Raw genomic sequence first — 13,535 nt, forward strand, 5'->3', positions numbered from 1 at the left:
GCGCGGTGTTTTCTGCTCCGCGCGGCCTTCCCCGCCCGCGCTCTGAGCAGAAAACACCGCACTGTTGGGGAGGAGGGGTGCCTGGCGGCAGGGGCGGTGCACACGAGGCGACCGCGCCCGAGACCCTAGGATTCCATTCGTGGCGAAAGCGAAGCAGCAGAGGATGGACCCCCGCAAGGTCGCGGCGGCGGCCCGGAGTGGAAAGAGGCCAGTGCCGCCGCAGGCGAAGGTGAAGCCCGCGACGGCGAGCGACTGGATCGCGGGGGCGCGCATTCGTACCCTGCCCCTTGCGATCGCGCCCGTCGTGCTCGGCACGGCCGCCGCCTACTTCTACGCCCCCGAGGAGGGCTGGCACTGGGTGCGCGCCCTGCTCTGCCTCGCGGTCGCCGTGTCGCTGCAGATCGGCGTCAACTACGCGAACGACTACTCCGACGGCATCCGCGGCACGGACCAGCACCGCGTCGGCCCGGCCCGCCTCACCGGTTCGGGCGCCGCGAAGCCGCAGACGGTGCGGGCCGTCGCGATCACCTTCCTCGCGCTGGGGGCGCTCGCCGGCGTCGTCGTGGTCGTGCTGAGCCAGCAGTGGTGGCTGCTAACGGTGGGTGCCGCCGCGATCGCCGCAGCGTGGTTCTACACGGGGGGCAAGCATCCGTATGGCTACTACGGCCTGGGTGAGCTCTTCGTCTTCGTCTTCTTCGGGCTCGTCGCCACGGCAGGCACCATGTATGTGCAGGTCGGCACGGTGAGCCTGGAGGCGTGGCTGCTCGCTGTCGCGGCGGGGCTCTTCGCGTGCGCCGTGCTCGTCGCCAACAACATGCGCGACATCGAGCAGGACCGCGTTGCGGGCAAGCGCACCCTCTCGGTGCTGATCGGTCTCACGTGGTCGCGCGTGCTCTTCACGGTGCTGATCCTCGCGCCGTTCGGCATCCTCGTGTTCTTCGCGCTGCTCTTCGTGCTTGCAAAGTACGTGTTCTTCGTGCTGCTCATCGCCCTGCCCGCTGCCATCATTGCGTGCACGGGCAAGACGGCCCCCGAGTTCCTGCTCGTGCTCAAACTGGCGAGCCTCGCGTCGCTCGTCTACGCGCTGGGGCTCGGCGCGGCGATCGTCTTCTAGGGGCGCTCGCCGGCCGCATCGTTGGCGGCGTTCTCGGCTTCAGCATCCGGATCCTCGGTGCCGCGGCGGCGACGCTCCTGCAGGTCGCGGGCGAGGGCGTCCCTCGTGTCCTTGAAGAAGAGGTAGGAGACGGTGAAGGAGATGAGCATCGCGAAGATCGCGGATGCCCACCACCACAGGCCGAGCAGCATGAGCACCGCGAAGACGCCGACGAAGAGACCGAGTCTGAGGAGCGTGTAGAGCAGCCAGCGGTGCGAGGTTTTCACCCCACGAGTCTACGCAGCGCGCGCTGTGCCCCGGCTGGTGGTCGTGCCCAGCCGCTGAGGAGGGCGCTGGCGTAGACTCGGGCCATGCGCGCATTCCTGCCGGTTTTCGGTGCAGCACTGTTGCTGGCCTTCTGGGTCTACGCGCTCGTCGACTGCATCCGCACGGATGAGTTCCGTGCGCGGGGTCTGCCGAAGGGCGCCTGGATCTTCATCGTCATCATCCTGCCGCTGATCGGCGGCATCCTCTGGTTCACGATCGGCAAGGAGCGGATGCCGCGTCCCGGCAGCCGAGCGGCCGCCTCGCGCCCCGTCTACCCCGACGACGACCCGGCGTTCCTGCGCAGCGTGAATTCTGAGGCGGAGCGGGAGCAGCGCATCCGCGACCTGGAGGAGAAGCTCGCCGAGCTCGACGACGAGGACAACTCGGACTCGCGGGGTGCGAACGGCGAGCCGAAGGGCTGATGTCGAGCGGTAGCCCGGCGACCGAGTTCTCGATCGGCCTGCTGGCGGAACTCCTGAGGCTCGGCGTGCGCCACCTCGTCGTGTGCCCGGGGTCGCGTTCGCAGGCCCTCGCGCTGGCCGCGGCCGAATTCGAGCGTGCCGACCGGGCGCGGCTCCACGTGCGCATCGACGAACGCTCGGCGGGGTTCCTCGCCCTGGGTCTCGCGGCCGAGTCGGGGCATCCGGCGGTCGTCGTGACGACCTCGGGCACGGCCGTCGCAAACCTGCACCCCGCCGTGCTGGAGGCCCACCATGCGGGCGTCCCTCTCATCGTCATCACGGGCGACCGTCCGCCCGAACTGCGCGGCATCGGCTCCAACCAGACGACCGTGCAGCACGGCATCTTCGGCGCGGCCGTGCGCTTCACGCGCGACATCGACGCCCCCTCGACCGAGTCCAGCATCGGCGACTCGGGCCCCGAGAGGATCGCCCGCGAGGCCTGGTCCGCAGCATCCGGCCACTCAGGGGTAACACGGCCGGATGCCCCGGGCCCCGTGCACCTCAATGTGGCGTTTCGCGAGCCGCTGTCGGCCGCGATCGCCGCACTGCCCGCCGTCGCTGGCGGTGCGTCACCCCTCACCACCGAGGGACGGCACCGCGCCCCCCTCACCCTCTGCGCCGCGCCCCACACCGTCGTCATCGCGGGTGACCGCGCGGGGGAGGAGGCGGAGGCGACGGCTCGCGCCCTCGGCGCGCCCCTGCTGGCGGAGGTCTCGAGTGGCGCCCGCTTCGGGCCGAACTTGGTCGCCGCCTACCGCGAGCTGCTGCGCGATGAGGAGTTCGGGGGGCGCGTCGAGCGCGCGATCGTCTTCGGGCATCCGACGCTCAGCCGCGAGGTGCCGGCGCTGCTGCGGCGCGACGGCGTGCACACGGTCATCGTGCGGGGCCGCGGCCCGGAAGACTACAACCCGGGCCGTCGCGCCGCGGAGTTCGCCGACGCGGTCGAGGTTGAGGGCCCGCCCGACGCCGACCGCTCGTGGGTGGGGCGCTGGGTGCACACGAGCAGGGCGCTGGTCGAGGCATCCGACGACGCTCCCGTGATCAACGCGCCCGACGCTGTCGACGGCTCCATCTCGGCGGAGTTCCAACGGCAGACCCTCGCGGCCCTGCGCGCGCCCGTCACCCGACGTGCGCTCGTCGACGCTGTCTGGCGCGCGACGTGGCCGCACGACCGGCTCGTGCTGGGCTCATCCCGCCTCATCCGCGAGGTCGATCGCGTCGTGCCAGGCAAGAAGATCCGCGTGATCGCCAATCGCGGGCTCGCGGGCATCGACGGCACGGTCTCGACCGCGGTCGGTGTGGCTCTCGCGAGCCAGGACGGGGCGGATGTCGCGGGCACGACGCGCGTGCTGATGGGCGACCTCACCCTCCTCCACGAGCCAGGCGGCCTGCTTCTCGGCAACGGTGAGGCGCGCCCGCGCATCCAACTGATCGTGGGCAACGACGGCGGGGGAACAATCTTCGACGGGCTCGAGGTCGCCGCGACATCCGACCCGGCGGCGTTCGAGCGGGTCATGACGACCCCGCACGAGGTCGAGTTCGCGTCGCTCGCGGCCGCCTACGGCTGGGAGTACGTGCGCGCGACCACCCGGCAGGAGCTGGATGCTGCGCTCACGGGTTCCCCCGGGCCGGTCATCGTCGAGGTGCCGCTGCCCCGCTGAGGTCGTTCGTGGTGGGTTTCGATACGGCCCTGGCGGGCCTACTCAACCGGCGCTACTCGACAGGGTCGAACGCGTCCACGATGGGCTTGAACTTCATGCGGGTCTCGAGCAGCTCGCGCTCGGGGTCGGAACCCGCGACGATGCCCGCGCCCGCCCACGCGGTCAGCCCACCGTCGGGATCGAGCTGTGCGCTGCGGAGCGCGATCGCCCACTCGCCGTCGCCATCCGCCCCGACCCATCCGACCGGCCCGGCGTAGCGGCCGCGGTCGAAGGGTTCGAGTTCGTCGATGAGCTCCATCGCCGAAGCGGTCGGGGTGCCCGCAACGGCCGCAGTCGGGTGCATCGCCTGGATGAGGTCGAGCGAGGTCGACCCGTCGTCGAGCACCCCCTCGACGTCGCTCGCGAGGTGCCACACGTTGGGCAGCTTGAGCGTGAACGGCACATCGGATGCCACAACCCCGCGACTGTGCGGGCGCAGCGACGCGAGCACGCTCTGCACCGCGAACTCGTGCTCATCCTGATCCTTAGACGAGGTTGCGAGGCCTGTCGCCGCCTCGAGGTCACTCGTCTCGTCGACCCCGCGGGCGGCGCTGCCCGCCAGCACACGCGCCGTCGCAAGACCGTCGTGCACGCTCACGAGCGTCTCGGGGCTCGACCCGAAGAAGCCGTCGATCGCGAAGGTCCAGCAGTCGGGGTAGCTGTCGGCGAGGGCGGCGATAGCGGGGCGGATGTCAGCACCCGCGCCGAGGCGCGCCTGCAGGTCTCGGGCGAGCACCGCCTTGCTGACGCGACCCTCGCCGATCGCCGTGACGGCGGCGGCGACCGCGTGCCGATAATCATCGGCTGTAAGGGAGCCAGCGGCGAAGCTCGCACGGGGCGCGCCCCGCACGGGAGCGACCTGCGGCACGGTGGCGGGCGGCAGCCCGCCGACGCCGATGCGCGTCAGCCAGAAGCGGCCCTCGGCGCGCCCCACGATCATGGAGGGCACGATGAGCACGCTGGAGCGCGAGGAGCGCGGCGAGAACGAGAAGCTGCCGAATGCGACGAGACCCGTGCCGGGCAGCGCGAGCGGGTCGGTGATCGTGGCGGCGGCGACAAACGAGCGCCAGGCGGCCGCAGCATCCGTCATGCGGGTCTCGCCAGAGAATTCGAGACGCACCGCGACGCCGTGGCCCGAGATGCCGAAGCCGCGGCGGCGCCACAGGAGCGGATGCTCCAGGTCGAGCACCGAGACGAGCGGGCCGGGGTCGTCGATCGCAACCGTTTCGACGTGGAGCGCAGGCGCAGGCTGCGGCTGATCGATCACCCACCAAGCCTACTCGCGGCCCAAGTAGACTTGCCGGGTGGCGACCGCTGACCTGAGCAAGCAACCGGCCGAGGTGTCGGCCATGTTCGACGAGGTCGCGCGCGGCTACGACCGCACCAACGGGGTGCTCTCGATGGGCAATTCGGCGCTGTGGCGGCACGCGGTCGTCAAGGCGATCGCCCCGCAGCCGGGCGAGCGGGTGCTCGACATTGCGGCGGGCACGGGCACGAGTTCCGCGGTCATCGCCCGCAGCGGCGCGCACGTGATCGCGGCCGACTTCTCGCACGGCATGCTGGAGGTGGGCCGCCGCCGCCACCCCGAGATCGACTTCGTGCACGCCGACGCGATGCAGTTGCCCTTCGATGACGGCAGCTTCGACGCCGTCACGATCTCGTTCGGCCTGCGCAACATCGAAGACCCGCACCGTGCTCTCGCGGAGATGCGCCGCGTGCTGAAGCCCGGCGGCCGGCTCGTGATCTGCGAGTTCTCGACTCCACCCATCGCGCTTGTGCGCGCCGGATACAACGCCTACATGAAGTACGTCATGCCCGCGGTCGTGGGTGCCTCGAGCAGCAACCCTCAGGCATACACCTACCTCGCGGCATCCATCGCGGACTGGCCCGACCAGGCCACGCTCGCGTCGTGGATCCGCGCCGCGGGGTTCACCGGTGTGGAGCACCGCAACCTGACCGCCGGCGTGGTCGCCCTGCACCGCGCCCACACCCCGGCAGGCAACTGAACGACGCCCGCGGGGCGGGCCACAACGATGAAGGTGATGCAGTGGACGGCAAGATGACTCGCGTGCGCCGCCGTGCGAGCATGGCGGCGTCTCTCGGCGTGGGCGAGGCGATCTTCTCGACGGCGGAGGAGCGCCGCGTCGTCAGCGAGGTCGAGCGGGGGCTCGAGGCGGTCGAGGCGAGGCTCCTGAACGAGGTCGACTTCGCCGACGAACTCGCGGATGTCACGAGCCGCTACCTGCTCGAGGCGGGCGGCAAGCGCATCCGTCCCACCCTCACGTTGCTCACCTCGCAGCTCGGCGGGGGTGTCGACGATCGCGTCATCACGGCGGCCGCCGCTCTCGAGATCACCCACCTCGCCTCGCTGTATCACGACGATGTGATGGACGAAGCGCACATGCGCCGCGGGGTGCCGAGCGCCCAGACGGTGTGGGGCAACTCGGTCGCGATCCTGACGGGCGACCTGCTCTTTGCCCGCGCGAGCAAACTCATCGCGAGCCTCGGCGAGGATGCGATCCGCATGCAGGCCGACACCTTCGAGCGGCTGTGTCTCGGGCAGCTGCACGAGACGATCGGCCCGCAGGAGGGCGACGACCCCGTCGAGCACTACATCCAGGTGCTCGCCGACAAGACCGGCTCGCTCATCGCCGCCGCCGCGCGCATCGGCCTCACCTTCTCCGCCGCGGGGAGCGAGTTCGAGCGCAACGTCGAGGAGTTCGGCGAGAAGATCGGTGTCGCCTTCCAGCTCGTCGATGACATCATCGACCTCTCCGCCGAGTTCGAGCAGACCGGCAAGGTCGCCGGCACCGACCTGCGCGCCGGCGTCGTCACGCTGCCGCTGCTCTACCTGCAGCGCGACGCGGAACACGACGCGGATGCCGCGGCTCTCCTCGCCCGCATCGAGGCGGGCCGAGCATCCGACGCCCCCCTCGACGCCGAGATCGCCGAACTGCGGGAGCACTCGGCGACCACCCGGACCCTCGACGAGGCACACCGCTGGGCGCGGGACGCGCAGGCGGCCATCGAGCCGCTGCCGGCCGGGCCCGTGAAGAAGGCGCTCACCCGCTTCGCCGACTCGATCGTCGAACGCAGCAGCTGACCCCGTTCGCACGACGCGTGCGACTCGAAAGGAAGACACTGTGACAACCAAGCTCAGGCTGGCCATCGTCGGCGCAGGACCCGCGGGCATCTACGCGGCAGACATCCTCCTCAAGGCGGAGCGGCACTTCGAGGTGTCGATCGATCTCTTCGACCACCTGCCAGCCCCCTACGGGCTCGTGCGCTATGGCGTCGCCCCCGACCACCCGCGCATCAAGGGCATCATCAGGGCCCTCCGCGAGGTGCTCGACCGGGGTGACATCCGTCTCTTCGGCAACGTGCACTACGGCACCGACCTGACGCTCGACGACCTCAAGCAGCACTACAACGCCGTGATCTTCGCGACGGGCGCCGTGCGGGATGCCTCGCTCGACATCCCCGGAATCGACCTGCCGCGCAGCTACGGTGCCGCCGAGTTCGTCAACTGGTACGACGGACACCCGGACTTTCCCCGCGAATGGCCGCTCGACACCGAGTCGGTCGCCGTCGTCGGCAACGGCAACGTCGCCCTCGACGTGGCGCGGATGCTCGCGAAGCATGCCGACGACCTGCTGCCGACCGAGATCCCCGCCAACGTCTACGAGGGCCTCAAGGCGTCCAAGGTCACCGACGTGCACGTCTTCGGTCGCCGCGGGCCCGCCCAGGTCAAGTTCACCCCGCTCGAGCTGCGTGAACTCGGCGAACTGCGCGATGTGGACATGGTGCTCTACGACGAGGACTTCGAGGTCGTGGATGCCGCATCCCAGGCCGCCATCGAAACCAACAAGCAGGTCATGGTGATCAACCGCGTGCTGAACTCGTGGCGCACCCGCGAGACCGGGCAGGCGTCGCGGCGGCTGCACCTGCACTTCTGGGCCAAGCCGCTCGAGGTCGTCGGCGACCCCGAGACGGGTGTGCAGGCGCTGCGCTACGAGCGCACCGAGCCGGACGGGGAAGGTGGCGTGCGCGGCACGGGCGAGATCCGCGAGACGCCCGTGCAGGGTCTCTACCGCGCGGTCGGCTACTTCGGCTCACCCCTCGACGGCATCCCCTTCGACGAGCGCCGCGGCGTCATCCCCAACCGCGAGGGGCAGGTGCTCGACGACAACCACGACGAGGTCCCCGGCGTCTACGCGACGGGCTGGATCAAGCGTGGCCCCGTCGGCCTCATCGGGCACACCAAAAGCGACGCGATGGAGACCATCAGCCACCTGATCAACGGCCAGGCGGACTGGTGGAGCCCGTCGCATCCGTCGCCGGAATCGGTCACCGAACTGCTCGAATCGCGTGGGGTCGAGTACACGGACCTCTCGGGCTGGCACAATCTCGACGAGGCCGAGAAGGCCCGCGGGGAGGCGCAGGGCCGCGAGCGCATCAAGCTCGTGGAGCGCCGCGAGATGCTCGACGCGGCGCGCGGGGCGTAGCCCGCGTCACGCCGCCCATCCCCTCAGCACACTCCGCCCATCCCCTCAGCGCTCCGCCCATCCCCTCAGCACTCCGCCCATCCCCTCAGCACTTCGCCCATCCCCTCAGCGCTCCGCCCATCCCCTCAGCAATCCGTTGAGTGGACGAATATTCGTGCTGGAGCCCGCGCCGCGGCCCGCTGAAGGCGAATATGTGTCTTCTCAACGGCCAGAGCGGAGCCAAATCTTCCTCCGGATGCGGGCGGCGAGCTCCTGGGGATCCCGGAGGTCGTCCGCGTTCACCCACATCACGATCCAGCCTTCAGCCTCAAGCCGCTCCCGCTTGGTCATGTCACGGCGGAATTGAGCCGGATCATTGTGATACCCGCCCTGATACTCAATGGCCACCTTCAGCTCGACGAGCGCGAGGTCAATCCGATAGCTGTAGCCGCCGATTGTCGTCACTCGAAGGTTTGCCACGAGGCCCGTCATGCCCTGCGCACACAAGTGCACCCGGAGGCGCGACTCCTGCGGCGATTCAGAGTGGTCATCGAGCAGTTCGACCGCCTCGCGCAGCAGCACGAGGCCACGACGGCGTGAGGCGGATGCGACGACCGACCTGACTCGCGCGATGTTGGTCGCGGGCCAGCGCCAGTGAACAAGATGATCGCCAGCGGCGACTAAGTCGTCGAGAGCGAGCACCGCTCCGAGCTCGAGCCACAGCATTTCCGGGCCGCTCAATCGCAGTCCCTGTCGCTCCACGACGCATTCCGGAGTCGCCTGCAGCACATGCCCCTTCACGCCCCGGAGCCGGAGAGCACGACCGGGCGCGGGCACCGCGACGTGCAGCTCGCGTTTCCGCCAGATGTGCAACGGCAGCGGCACTCCGGAGAGCTGGGCTGCCGTGACGGAGCAGAAGAATGCATCGTCAGGCAGACGAGGGGCGAGGGCCTGCGCGAGGGCGCGCACATCCGCAGGAACAGCATGTGTGCGGATGCCGTGGAACGGTCTGTGAAGATCGGGGCCGTAGAGGCGCCGGCGGCCCACGCCCATGGCGCGAGCCTCCGCGTACGTGAAGGGATCCTTCGTGAGAGATCGGGGAAGAGGTATGCGTGGCATCCGCCCACGCTCGCAGCGTGCGTGATCCCGCGGTCGGCGGCAGCTCGATCTGTGCAGAAGTCGGGCCTGTGGAGAAACCTGGTCAGGCTCGCGCGCGCCACACGGCCCGCCCCCGTTGAGAGGACGGCGGCGTGTCGAGAGGACGCAAATGCGTGTTCCCGCGCCATTTTCCGGCGCCTGAGCACGAATATTCGTCCACTCAATGAATTGAGTGCGGGCGTGCCGACGCGAGCGGGTAGGCGCGGGCGCGGGCAGGTGCCGGCAGCTGCGGCAGAGCCGACCCCGCCTACTCGAGCTCGTCGAGCAGCGCGAGCCCCCGCTCGGCCCACGCGATCTCGGCCTCGGCGCGCGCGATCATCCCCTCGTACGTGTAGCGCTTGAACGCGATCGTGCGCGGATGCTCGTGCTCGGGCACGGTCGCGAGCCGCCGGTTGAGCATGCTGCTGCCCCCGGTCTCGATCTCGCGGATCTTCTCCCGCCACTGCTCAAGCCGCTCCTGGTAGTGCGCGATGTGGGCGCGGAGTTGGGCGCGGGCGGCGTCCGGCGTCGCCCACTCGAGGTATGCGGCCTTGAGGTGCACGGGGTCGCGGTCGCGCGGGTACGCAAGCGGGGTGTCCATCCAAGCGCGGAACTCGGCGCGCCCCGACTCGGTGATCGTGTAGCGGCGTTTGGTGCCGCGCTGGCCCCACGTGACATCCGCCCCTTCGAGCAGCCCGTCTTTCTCCATGGCGCGCAGGGCGGGGTAGATCTGCGAGTCGGGCGCGTGCCAGACGTGACCGACGGATGCCTCGAACTGCTTGAGCAGGTCGTAGCCGGTCATGGGTTCGACCGTGAGCAGCGCGAGGATTGCGTGGCGCAGGCTCATGGTCCCCCTTGCTTTTGACGGATGCCGCGGCTAGCCTAACCGCACGGCAACTATCTATCGACATAGATAGTTGTGAGGCAGAGCCGCCTCGGAGAAAGGGACACGCCATGACCGACACCATGCCCGCACGACAGACCTCGACGACGCACAAGGTCATGCCGCATCCCCTCAACGCCTGGTACGTCGCCGCCTGGGATCACGAGGTCACGCGCACGCCCATGTCGCGTCGCATCGCCGACCGCCCGCTCGCCCTCTACCGCACGGAGGATGGCCGCGCCGTCGCGCTCGCCGACGCCTGCTGGCACCGCCTTGCCCCGCTCTCGATGGGCAAGGTCGTGGGCCGAGACGGCATCCAGTGCCCCTACCACGGCATCGTCTACGACTCGCTCGGCCGCTGCGTCAGCATGCCCGCGCAGGAGACCATCAACCCGAGTGCGACCGTGCCGTCGTTTCCCGTCGTGGAGCGCTACCGCTACGTGTGGGTGTGGCTGGGTGACCCCGCGCTCGCCGACCCCGACCTCGTGCCCGACATGCACCAGATGGACGACCCCGCGTGGGCGGGCGACGGCCTCACGATCCACGCCAAGTGCAACTTCCAGCTCGTGCTCGACAACCTCATGGACCTCACGCACGAGGAGTTCGTGCACACCTCCAGCATCGGCCAGGAGGAGCTCAGCGAGTCGGAGTTCATCGTCTCCCACGACGAGCGCACCGTGACGGTGGAGCGCTGGATGCTCGGAATCGACGCTCCTCCCTTCTGGCTCAAGAACATCCGCGACAAGTTCCCGGACTTCTCGGGCAAGGTCGACCGCTGGCAGATCATCCACTTCGAGGCACCGTCGACGATCTGCATCGACGTGGGCGTCGCGAAGGCGGGCACGGGGGCGCCGGAGGGCGACCGCAGCCAGGGCGTCAACGGCTACGTCATGAACACGATCACGCCCGAGACCGACCGCACCTCGCACTACTTCTGGGCCTTCATGCGCAACTACCGGCTCGAGAGTCAGCTCATCACGACCCAGCTGCGTCAGGGAGTCACCCGCGTCTTCGGTGAGGACGAGGTCATGCTGCAGGCCCAGCAGGAGGCGATCGACGCCAACCCCGACTACGAGTTCTACAACCTCAACATCGACGCGGGCGGCATGTGGGCCCGTCGCATCATCGAGCGGATGCTCGCTGCCGAGGGTCGCTCCGCCCGCATGGCGCCGGCCGCGCCCGCCTCCTCGATGACGCCGGTCCGCCGCACGGGCGCCTGACATGGTCGCGAGCAACATCGAGGTCTGGCAGCACGCGACTGTCGTCGAGACGAGTGAGATCGCCACGGGCATCCGTCGCATCGTGCTGGAGCCGAACCGGCCGGTGAAGGCCGACCCGGGCACGCACCTCGACCTCATGGTCACGATCGACGGGCGGCCGGAGCGCCGCTCCTACTCGATCGTGGACGCGAGCCCCGACGGCCGCCGGGTGGCGCTCAGCGTGTTCCGCACGCCCGCCTCACGCGGTGGGTCCATCGCGATGCACGCGCTCCAGGTGGGCGACGTGCTCGAGGTGACGCAGCCGCTGCAGAACTTTCCCCTGCGTCACGGCGCTCCGCGCTACCTGCTGCTGGCGGGCGGGGTCGGCATCACGGCGATCGTCGCGATGGCGCGCGCTCTTGCCCGGGTCAAGGCGGAGTTCACGCTCGTCTATGCGGGGCGGTCGCGGGCTGCCATGGCGTACCTGGCCGAGCTGGAGGCGGAACTGGGCGACCGCATCCGCATCCATGTCGACGACGAGGGCACGACGATGTCGGTCGCGGGGCTCGTCGAGCAGATCGCCGAAGACACCGAGGTGTACATGTGCGGGCCGATCCGCCTCATGGACGCCGTGCGCCGCGCCTGGAACGATCGCGGCCTCCCGCCGCAGCAGCTGCGCTACGAGACCTTCGGGGCGAGCGGCTGGTTCGACCCGCAGGAGTTCACGGTGCGCATCCCGCGGCTCGGCGTCGAGACGGTCGTGCCGAAGGGCCGCTCGATGCTGGAGGCGCTCGAGGAGGCGGGGGTCGACATGATGTTCGACTGCCGCCGCGGCGAGTGCGGGCTGTGCGAGGTGCGCGTGCTTGATCTGGCGGGCGACGTCGACCACCGTGACGTCTTCTACAGCGACCGGCAAAAGGAGGCGCGGGCCAAGATGTGCTGCTGCGTCTCGCGCGCCGTGTCGGCGACGGATGCCCCGGCTGTCGTCTCGATCGAGGTCTCGTAGCCCTACGCGCGGTAGCGTTCCGGCAGCATTCGCCGCGCGGCCTTGCGCGCCGGCTCTTCCACGTAGCGCCACAGCACCCACGCGAACACCCACGACGCGGCGATGACGAGACCCGCGATGCCCGCGAGGGCGAGCCCCGAGGCATCCGTCGCCTGCGTGAGCAGAAGGCCGGCTCCGATGACGAGCGGATGCGACAGGTACAGCGCAAAGGACACGCGGCCTCCCAGCACGAGCGGCCGGGTGGCGAGGAGCCGCGCGAGGGGGTCACGGGCGTAGACGGCGAGCGAGCCGATGAGCACGATGAACAGCGGCAGCACGACGATCGTCTCGGTCGAGGCGATCTGGTCGACCCCGTTGTGGAACTGTTCCTGCATGGAGCGGGGCCAGCGGCGCGGGTCGAGGGCCGTCACGAGGTAGATGAGCGCGAGGATGGCGGCGAGGGTGAGTGTGGGCACGGGGACGAGCGAGGCGGTGCCCCGTCGCATCCGGTCGCGCAGGAGCACCGCGAGGAGGGCGCCGATCCAGAACTCGGTGAGCACCCGCACGGCGACGATGCCGCCCATGATCTCCCAGCTCTCGGGGGAGAAGAGGAGGATCGTGTCGTCCTGCATGCTGAAGCCGACGATGATCATGGGGAGCGTCAGCAGCGCCATGAGGATGAGCAGCCCGCGCGGGCTGACGACGCGCGAGAGGCGGCCGAGGAGCAGCACGCCGCCGAGCCCGAAGGTGAGGTAGGCCATCCATTCGGCGCTGATGGACCAGTCGAGGCCGTTCCAGTCGAGCTCGTGCGGGTACCAGGCGTGCACCAGCAGTAGGTGCTGCACGAGGCGCGGCACGTCGACGGCGGCGGCGAAGCTCGGGTTGCCCGTGATCCAGAACATGGCGATGAAGTAGGAGCCGAAGAGCATCAGAACGAATGCCGTGAGCGGCCAGACCCTGCCGAGTCGCAGCCAAAGGAAGCCGAGAGTGGCGCGCCATCCGCGGCGCTCCGTCATGGTGTCGAGGTGGGTGACCGTGAGGATGAAACCGCTCAGGATGAAGAACAGGTCGACACCGAGATAGCCGACGTTCATGAGCGGGGCAAGCACGTTCATGAAGGGGAACGCGTCGAGGAGTTCGGTGCGGTAGTGCCGCAGGAAGACCCAGAAGGCGGCGAGTGCGCGGATGCCCGTGAGGGGCGCGATGACGGCGCGCTCGGGTGACGTCGCCGAGGTGGCGGGGGGATTGTCGGAGGCGGCAGTCACG

The 13,535-nt window shown here is 69.6% G+C and carries 13 protein-coding genes; 8 read left to right on the forward strand and 5 right to left on the reverse strand.

Annotated features, from left to right (window positions below; all coding sequences use genetic code 11):
* The first annotated feature begins 163 nt into the window (after window positions 1-163).
* Window positions 164-1,114, forward strand: a complete 951-nt coding sequence (locus tag OH146_RS09280; RefSeq protein WP_279348953.1) for a 1,4-dihydroxy-2-naphthoate polyprenyltransferase — start codon at window positions 164-166, stop codon at window positions 1,112-1,114.
* On the opposite strand, the gene OH146_RS09285 is transcribed toward OH146_RS09280, so the two are convergent.
* Window positions 1,111-1,380 carry a DUF4229 domain-containing protein gene (locus OH146_RS09285; protein ID WP_265159697.1) on the reverse strand — a complete coding sequence of 90 codons (270 nt, stop codon included), beginning with the start codon at window positions 1,378-1,380 and terminating at the stop codon, window positions 1,111-1,113. The two genes, OH146_RS09280 and OH146_RS09285, sit on opposite strands and share 4 nt — an antisense overlap.
* 84 nt (window positions 1,381-1,464) lie before the next feature.
* Here OH146_RS09285 and OH146_RS09290 point away from each other — a divergent pair, with 84 nt between their 5' ends.
* Both OH146_RS09290 and menD read left to right on the forward strand, forming a co-directional pair.
* Window positions 1,465-1,842, forward strand: a complete 378-nt coding sequence (locus OH146_RS09290) for a PLD nuclease N-terminal domain-containing protein (RefSeq protein ID WP_265159700.1) — start codon at window positions 1,465-1,467, stop codon at window positions 1,840-1,842.
* Window positions 1,842-3,542 carry a 2-succinyl-5-enolpyruvyl-6-hydroxy-3-cyclohexene-1-carboxylic-acid synthase gene (gene menD, locus OH146_RS09295; protein ID WP_265159702.1) on the forward strand — a complete coding sequence of 567 codons (1,701 nt, stop codon included), beginning with the start codon at window positions 1,842-1,844 and terminating at the stop codon, window positions 3,540-3,542. Before OH146_RS09290 ends, menD begins: the two co-directional genes overlap by 1 nt.
* 52 nt (window positions 3,543-3,594) lie before the next feature.
* Here the strand turns inward: menD and OH146_RS09300 are convergent, their stop codons facing one another.
* Window positions 3,595-4,848: an isochorismate synthase gene (locus OH146_RS09300; RefSeq protein ID WP_265159704.1), complete on the reverse strand. Its 1,254-nt coding sequence runs from the start codon at window positions 4,846-4,848 to the stop codon at window positions 3,595-3,597.
* Between the two features lie 37 nt (window positions 4,849-4,885).
* On the opposite strand from OH146_RS09300, the gene ubiE reads away from it, so the two are divergent.
* Genes ubiE through OH146_RS09315 form a run of 3 tightly spaced genes read left to right on the forward strand, consistent with a single transcriptional unit; the run spans window position 4,886 to window position 8,086 of the window.
* A complete protein-coding gene (ubiE, locus tag OH146_RS09305) occupies window positions 4,886-5,587 on the forward strand; it encodes a bifunctional demethylmenaquinone methyltransferase/2-methoxy-6-polyprenyl-1,4-benzoquinol methylase UbiE (RefSeq protein ID WP_265159706.1) in 702 nt (233 codons plus the stop codon).
* 53 nt (window positions 5,588-5,640) lie between these two features.
* The gene (locus OH146_RS09310) at window positions 5,641-6,684 is read left to right on the forward strand and encodes a polyprenyl synthetase family protein (protein WP_372508491.1); all 1,044 of its coding nucleotides are present in this window, start codon (window positions 5,641-5,643) and stop codon (window positions 6,682-6,684) included.
* Between the two features lie 40 nt (window positions 6,685-6,724).
* Window positions 6,725-8,086 carry an FAD-dependent oxidoreductase gene (locus OH146_RS09315; RefSeq protein WP_265159708.1) on the forward strand — a complete coding sequence of 454 codons (1,362 nt, stop codon included), beginning with the start codon at window positions 6,725-6,727 and terminating at the stop codon, window positions 8,084-8,086.
* Between the two features lie 201 nt (window positions 8,087-8,287).
* Here OH146_RS09315 and OH146_RS09320 read toward each other — a convergent pair whose 3' ends face one another.
* Window positions 8,288-9,184, reverse strand: coding sequence for an endonuclease domain-containing protein (locus OH146_RS09320; protein ID WP_265159710.1), 897 nt, complete (start codon window positions 9,182-9,184; stop codon window positions 8,288-8,290).
* A 286-nt stretch (window positions 9,185-9,470) separates the two neighbouring features.
* On the reverse strand, window positions 9,471-10,049 hold the full coding sequence (locus tag OH146_RS09325) for a PadR family transcriptional regulator (protein ID WP_265159712.1): 579 nt from the start codon (window positions 10,047-10,049) through the stop codon (window positions 9,471-9,473).
* Between the two features lie 107 nt (window positions 10,050-10,156).
* Between OH146_RS09325 and OH146_RS09330 the strand changes: the two genes are divergently transcribed.
* Together OH146_RS09330 and OH146_RS09335 are read left to right on the forward strand one after the other, a co-directional pair.
* A complete protein-coding gene (locus tag OH146_RS09330; RefSeq protein WP_265159715.1) occupies window positions 10,157-11,305 on the forward strand; it encodes an aromatic ring-hydroxylating oxygenase subunit alpha in 1,149 nt (382 codons plus the stop codon).
* A 1-nt stretch (window position 11,306) separates the two neighbouring features.
* Entirely contained in the window at window positions 11,307-12,290 is a 984-nt protein-coding gene (locus OH146_RS09335; RefSeq protein WP_265159717.1) for a PDR/VanB family oxidoreductase, read from the forward strand.
* Between the two features lie 2 nt (window positions 12,291-12,292).
* Here the strand turns inward: OH146_RS09335 and OH146_RS09340 are convergent, their stop codons facing one another.
* Window positions 12,293-13,534, reverse strand: coding sequence for an acyltransferase family protein (locus tag OH146_RS09340; protein WP_265159720.1), 1,242 nt, complete (start codon window positions 13,532-13,534; stop codon window positions 12,293-12,295).
* Between the last annotated feature and the right edge of the window lies 1 nt (window position 13,535).

The sequence above is a fragment of the Homoserinimonas sedimenticola genome, assembly GCF_026094475.1.
Classification (GTDB): Bacteria; Actinomycetota; Actinomycetes; order Actinomycetales; family Microbacteriaceae; genus Homoserinimonas; species Homoserinimonas sedimenticola.

Coding starts and splice junctions, on each gene's coding strand:
- OH146_RS09280 (WP_279348953.1), top strand. CDS start 164: ATGGACCCCCGCAAGGTCGCGGCGGCGGCCCGGAGTGGAAAGAGGCCA.
- OH146_RS09290 (WP_265159700.1), top strand. CDS start 1,465: ATGCGCGCATTCCTGCCGGTTTTCGGTGCAGCACTGTTGCTGGCCTTC.
- menD (WP_265159702.1), top strand. CDS start 1,842: ATGTCGAGCGGTAGCCCGGCGACCGAGTTCTCGATCGGCCTGCTGGCG.
- OH146_RS09310 (WP_372508491.1), top strand. CDS start 5,641: ATGACTCGCGTGCGCCGCCGTGCGAGCATGGCGGCGTCTCTCGGCGTG.
- OH146_RS09320 (WP_265159710.1), bottom strand. CDS start 9,184: ATGCCACGCATACCTCTTCCCCGATCTCTCACGAAGGATCCCTTCACG.
- OH146_RS09325 (WP_265159712.1), bottom strand. CDS start 10,049: ATGAGCCTGCGCCACGCAATCCTCGCGCTGCTCACGGTCGAACCCATG.
- OH146_RS09330 (WP_265159715.1), top strand. CDS start 10,157: ATGACCGACACCATGCCCGCACGACAGACCTCGACGACGCACAAGGTC.
- OH146_RS09335 (WP_265159717.1), top strand. CDS start 11,307: ATGGTCGCGAGCAACATCGAGGTCTGGCAGCACGCGACTGTCGTCGAG.